The organism is Aurantimonas sp. C2-5-R2 (assembly GCF_036549495.1).
GTDB lineage: Bacteria > Pseudomonadota > Alphaproteobacteria > Rhizobiales > Rhizobiaceae > Aurantimonas > Aurantimonas coralicida_A.
This window is the reverse complement of sequence record NZ_JAZHLJ010000146.1, coordinates 1-4,295: the sequence shown is the minus strand read 5'-3', so window position 1 is coordinate 4,295 and position 4,295 is coordinate 1. Positions and strand designations below refer to the sequence as shown.

General features: G+C 65.1%; 6 protein-coding genes and 2 pseudogenes. 2 read left to right on the top strand and 6 right to left on the bottom strand.

Annotation, left to right across the window (positions count from 1 at the left end):
- Positions 1–259: 259 nt before the first annotated feature.
- Together VQ044_RS23915 and VQ044_RS23910 are read right to left on the bottom strand one after the other, a co-directional pair.
- The gene (locus VQ044_RS23915) at positions 260–469 is read right to left on the bottom strand and encodes a phage terminase large subunit family protein (protein ID WP_327651428.1); all 210 of its coding nucleotides are present in this window, start codon (positions 467–469) and stop codon (positions 260–262) included.
- Positions 470–700: 231 nt separating this feature from the next.
- Complete coding sequence (locus VQ044_RS23910; RefSeq protein WP_327650155.1) at positions 701–1,267, bottom strand: hypothetical protein; 567 nt, start codon at positions 1,265–1,267, stop codon at positions 701–703.
- A gap of 157 nt (positions 1,268–1,424) precedes the next feature.
- On the opposite strand from VQ044_RS23910, the gene VQ044_RS23905 reads away from it, so the two are divergent.
- Together VQ044_RS23905 and VQ044_RS23900 are read left to right on the top strand one after the other, a co-directional pair.
- Positions 1,425–1,643, top strand: coding sequence for a hypothetical protein (locus tag VQ044_RS23905; protein ID WP_327650156.1), 219 nt, complete (start codon positions 1,425–1,427; stop codon positions 1,641–1,643).
- Between the two features lie 194 nt (positions 1,644–1,837).
- Positions 1,838–1,939, top strand: a pseudogene (locus VQ044_RS23900) (DUF3489 domain-containing protein); the annotation flags it as partial.
- 132 nt (positions 1,940–2,071) lie between these two features.
- On the opposite strand, the gene VQ044_RS23895 reads toward VQ044_RS23900, so the two are convergent.
- From VQ044_RS23895 to VQ044_RS23880, 4 genes and pseudogenes are all read right to left on the bottom strand, one after another.
- Positions 2,072–2,743, bottom strand: a complete 672-nt coding sequence (locus tag VQ044_RS23895) for an NYN domain-containing protein (RefSeq protein WP_327651429.1) — start codon at positions 2,741–2,743, stop codon at positions 2,072–2,074.
- A 133-nt stretch (positions 2,744–2,876) separates the two neighbouring features.
- Positions 2,877–3,110, bottom strand: coding sequence for a DUF7220 family protein (locus VQ044_RS23890; protein WP_327650159.1), 234 nt, complete (start codon positions 3,108–3,110; stop codon positions 2,877–2,879).
- Between the two features lie 280 nt (positions 3,111–3,390).
- Positions 3,391–4,074, bottom strand: coding sequence for a hypothetical protein (locus tag VQ044_RS23885; protein ID WP_327691545.1), 684 nt, complete (start codon positions 4,072–4,074; stop codon positions 3,391–3,393).
- Positions 4,075–4,136: 62 nt separating this feature from the next.
- Positions 4,137–4,295, bottom strand: a pseudogene (locus VQ044_RS23880) (IS256 family transposase); the annotation flags it as partial.

The window sequence follows — 4,295 nt, the reverse complement described above, 5'->3', positions numbered from 1 at the left end:
AAAACAGCCTATCCACTGGCCGGGTTTTACTCCGGCGCGGCCGACCCTCTCGCCGCCGCTTCGTGGCCTAATTTGTCACCGCCCTACACAGTGGAGCCGCCGACCACCACCGTCGTCGCTCTGGCCGGCATCGGTAACCGCAGGAGCTGGGCTCGCTTGAGCTTGCGCGCCGGATGCTTGCCACTGCGCAGCATCGCTGTGAGTTCCTCGCGCTCGGTTGGTCGAGATCGACGCGATAGCGTACATTCATCCGGATGGCCTAGCGATGCCGCGCACTCACGGGAGGAGGCAGTCGAGCTTGGCGAAGACAACAGGGCTTTTTACCTGGCGGGCGTCGGCTAAGGCCCGGGCCAGCCGAGGCCAGCGAGCGCGTCGGCTGCACCGCCAGCATCGGTCCCGGCGCGTGATGGATGCAGTAGCCGATGAAGCAGTTGCCCGCCTCCGTGGCACCAACCTGCGCCGCCTTCATGAACACGATCCGCTGGGCCGGTTCCCGTTGCTCAGCGCATCCATGATGTCGCGCATGTACGGCGTCCGGTCCGTCCGATAGCGGCCGGGCTCGGCCGAGGCCCGCGACGACAGCCATCGATGCTGATCGGCCCATTCCGAGACGGTGAGGCGCGCGTCCGGCCTCAGCCCGCGCGACCAGGCGCGTAGAAGATCCTTCTGGCCGTCGAAGCCCCCGATCAGAAGGGTGCTGTCAGAGCTCGAGTTTCGGCTCGGCAAGGTCTCCGAGATGGGCGCGGACATGGTCCTCGAGGATCTTCTGCATGATGCCGGTCCCGATCGTCACCTCGGCGCCGATTTCCGCGCTGACTGCGGCCGACAGGTCCGCCGCCATCAGGGCAGCAACCCGCGCCGGCCAGGTCACCCACGCGTCCCGCTCCTGGCGGGCGAGCCGGAACACGAGGGCGACGGCCCGGTCGCGGTCGACCAGATCGCCCTTCAGCTGCGCGAGACGGATCTGGCGCTCCTGCGCCTTCCAGACCTCGTTGGCGGTCCGGGCCTTCATGAACGAGTCGCCGGACGAGGCGCGCGGTGAGCTGCCGGCCGGGGCTTGCGGCTCGGGCGCGTCCGGCACCGCGGCTAGGCGGACCCGGTCCGCAAGCCGGCTTTTGGCCAAGTCGGTCGTTGCGACTCGGCGTGCCTCGCTGGCGGCCGCGTCGATCGATCCGTCGGCGTGCAGGATGAGCCTGGCGGCGGCCTTAGCCTTCTGGACGGCGCCCCGCGAAATCCCGGCATGCGCCGCGTATTCGCGCTCGCTCATCCCCTCCATGGCTGACTGATAAACAATGATCCGATCCACTTACGAGCTTGATGTCGTTCGCAGCCGACGCCTTATGACGACACGCCGCGGCTAGCCAGGAGCGCGGCTCCGGGTCGTAGAAGCCCTGGACCCCCCGGGGCTCGCTACGGAGAACCCGATGACAAAGCTTTCCGACACGCAGACCCTGATCCTCTCGGCCGCCGCTCAGCGCGACGACCGCATCGCCCTTCCGCTTCCGAGCAGCCTCCGCCGCGGCGCCGTGCAGAAGGTCGTCCGCGCGCTCCTCGCCAAGGCCTATCTCGCGGAGGCGCCTGCAAGCCGCGAGCCCGGCACCTGGTCTGGGACGAGACCGAAGACGGCCAGGTCACCACGCTGATCGCGACCGTCGACGGCTGGCCGCTATCGGCATCGGGCCCGACGGCGCCGACGGGGCCGGCCCTGCGACGGAGGGCGCGCCCGCGGGCGCCACGGTGGCAGACGATGCGCCGAAGGAGGGTAAGACCCGCACCGGCACCAAGCAAGCGCAGCTGATCGAGATGCTTCGCTCGCCCGACGGCTCAGCCGCACACAGTACGCGGCGCGATCGCCGGGGCGCTGAAGAAGAAGCTGAGCCTGGAGGTCTCTTCGGAGAAGGTCGAGGAACGCGGCCGGGTCTGTCGCCTTAACGCCTGACTTCTTCGCCCTTTCGACAGCAGCCGCCCTCGTTGGGGGGCGGTTTCCTGTCCATTCAAAGCCCGATACGAAGATGAGCTATGAGACTAGCAAGACATTCGCCGGGTCGGGAACAGGTCGAAGCGTTTGCCTTCAGCGCGGAGCAAAGCCTCCGGAGCGAAAACGGACCATTGCTTCCGGGCCACGCGTTTCGATCTCGTAGAGCGTTGGTCGCGTGGACAGATAGGCGCGCCAAGTGCGTTCCGGATAGGTGCTGATCTGCGTGCCGTGCGCCGAATGCATCTTTTGCCCGAGCAATGAGATCAGCATGCCGCGGCCATTTACGCTCTGCTGAGCGATCATGCTACGGATCTTCTGATCGAGATCGGAGATGCCGTTCGGCGCCGCCACAAGATGCGGATCGCTCTTCCCGCTGCTCAGCGGGAAGAACTCGGTGCAGGACAGGCGAAAATCTTCTGTGGCTTTGTGCTCTCCGAGGCCGAGCACATACAAACCGCGCTCGCGCAAGCGTTGTGCAAGATGCGTAAAATCGCGATCTGACGTAGCGAGGACGAAAGCCTCGATGCCCCCGACGAGCGCCAGTTCCATCGCGTCGATGCTCAGAAGGAGGTCGGCCGCGTTCTTGCCTGCACCGGCGTGCAAAAACCGGTAGCCTGGTGTGGTCAGCCAATCCGACGGCCGATTTGCAGCGGCATAGACACGTGCGACATCGATCCGACCCAACTTGTCAGCTTCGGAGAGAACCCGTGCAGAATGCTTCGCGCTCATATTGTCGCCATCGACCAGAACCGCAACGCGTCGCATTCCCTGTCTCCAAGACACCAGCCACGACCTGCCGTGTGCTATGATCGCACTGGCCAAAAAATCTTTACAGCGCGACAAGCAGTTGCGGCGCGCCCACCATTCTCGAACGGCAGCTCTGTGCGCAAAGCTGACATCAATGGGATCGATTGCCAACCGTAGCGCGGATCGCCTCGAACAGGCGCCGGAGCACGAAGCTCCGGCCGATGCTCACGGCGGTGAAGATCCCGCCGATCGCCAGCGCGTCATTGAAATGCGCCGGTAGCCCGAACCACGGGAACACCACGAGCTGCGTCGCGACGGCGATCCCGAAGCCGACCACCACGTTTGCGATCGCCTCGACAAGCGACATGAGTCGGCTTTGTTTCACGCGGCCTTCCTGCGCCGGGCAGCTTCGCCGGTTCGGCCTCCTCGTCCTCATCCCCAGCGGGGGAATCATCGCCGCTAGGACCGCCGATCCGCTCCTCCCGCACCTCTGCGAATGAGCGGCCGTCGCGGTCCAGCACCGCCGTGCGGCCGGTTTCCGCCTGCGAGCGCTCGACGGCGACATAGGCCGGCTGATCTCCATCCCGGAGACGCGGCGGCCATTGGCCTCGCCGGCGATGATCTGTGAGCCGGAGCCGCAGAACGGCTCGACAACCCGGAACCTGTCACTCTCGCAGTAGCGGGACAACCGGAACGAAGGTGCGGTGAATGCGGTCCTTCAGCGGATGAACGACCGGCAGCCCCACATGCTCGGTCTGGGCTCGCAAGACGGGGGCCCAGCCTTCAACGTCCTGCGGACATGTTCGGCCAGGTCCGCTGCGGTCGCCCGTGAAATAGACGAACAGCAGCCTTGCCGGAATGCCCTGGTCCTGCAGGAAGCTCAGCACAGCGACCCGATTGCAGTACTGGTAGAAGCCGTTCAACCAGTCCCGGTCGGCGTCCACTCCAAGCTTCTGCTTCGACATGGAGAGCGTGCTCTCGATCAGTGATCGGCCGCCTTCCTTCTTGGCTTGGCAGGAGGACGATAGTTCCTCCAGGTTTGCCTTGGCCTCGACGAGCAGCCACTCCCAGGCGCTGCCAATCCGCACTCGCCCGACTGCATCCCAATTCGGCGGATTACCGCGGGCAGGCCACGCATCGCGCCAGGCTTGCTGGACCACTGCGTCTTCCCGGAGAAATGCCAGCCCCTTCCATTCTCCGTCCCGCCATTCGTCTTCTGGGTCGAAGGGATAATCGAGCCAGTCGACTTCTTCGGCACCAACCACATCCGCGACTGTCTGGTTCAACAGCTTGCGATGCCGGCCCAGAAACCGCAGCAGATGACATTCGCTTCCATAACCCGATCCCATACGTCCCAGGGGATGTCCCGAAGTTTGTTGAACTTCGTTGAGCGGCGATGCCGGGTTGAACGTTACGCGGCCCTCGATGCAGGGGCAATGAACTTTTCGGCATTTTGGCGCTGATGGGCAATGAGGGCGGCCCGCAGAATCGGCAGCTGCTTGTGAGCCTTGAGCTTGCGGAAGCCCTTGGCGGCCTCGATCATACCGGCGGCGACCCATCTCAGAGCCAT

Excerpts from the sequence above, each read along its gene's own strand:
- VQ044_RS23910 (WP_327650155.1), bottom strand. The coding sequence starts at position 1,267 with ATGAGCGAGCGCGAATACGCGGCGCATGCCGGGATTTCGCGGGGCGCC.
- VQ044_RS23905 (WP_327650156.1), top strand. The coding sequence starts at position 1,425 with ATGACAAAGCTTTCCGACACGCAGACCCTGATCCTCTCGGCCGCCGCT.
- VQ044_RS23915 (WP_327651428.1), bottom strand. The coding sequence starts at position 469 with ATGAAGGCGGCGCAGGTTGGTGCCACGGAGGCGGGCAACTGCTTCATC.
- VQ044_RS23895 (WP_327651429.1), bottom strand. The coding sequence starts at position 2,743 with ATGCGACGCGTTGCGGTTCTGGTCGATGGCGACAATATGAGCGCGAAG.
- VQ044_RS23885 (WP_327691545.1), bottom strand. The coding sequence starts at position 4,074 with ATGGGATCGGGTTATGGAAGCGAATGTCATCTGCTGCGGTTTCTGGGC.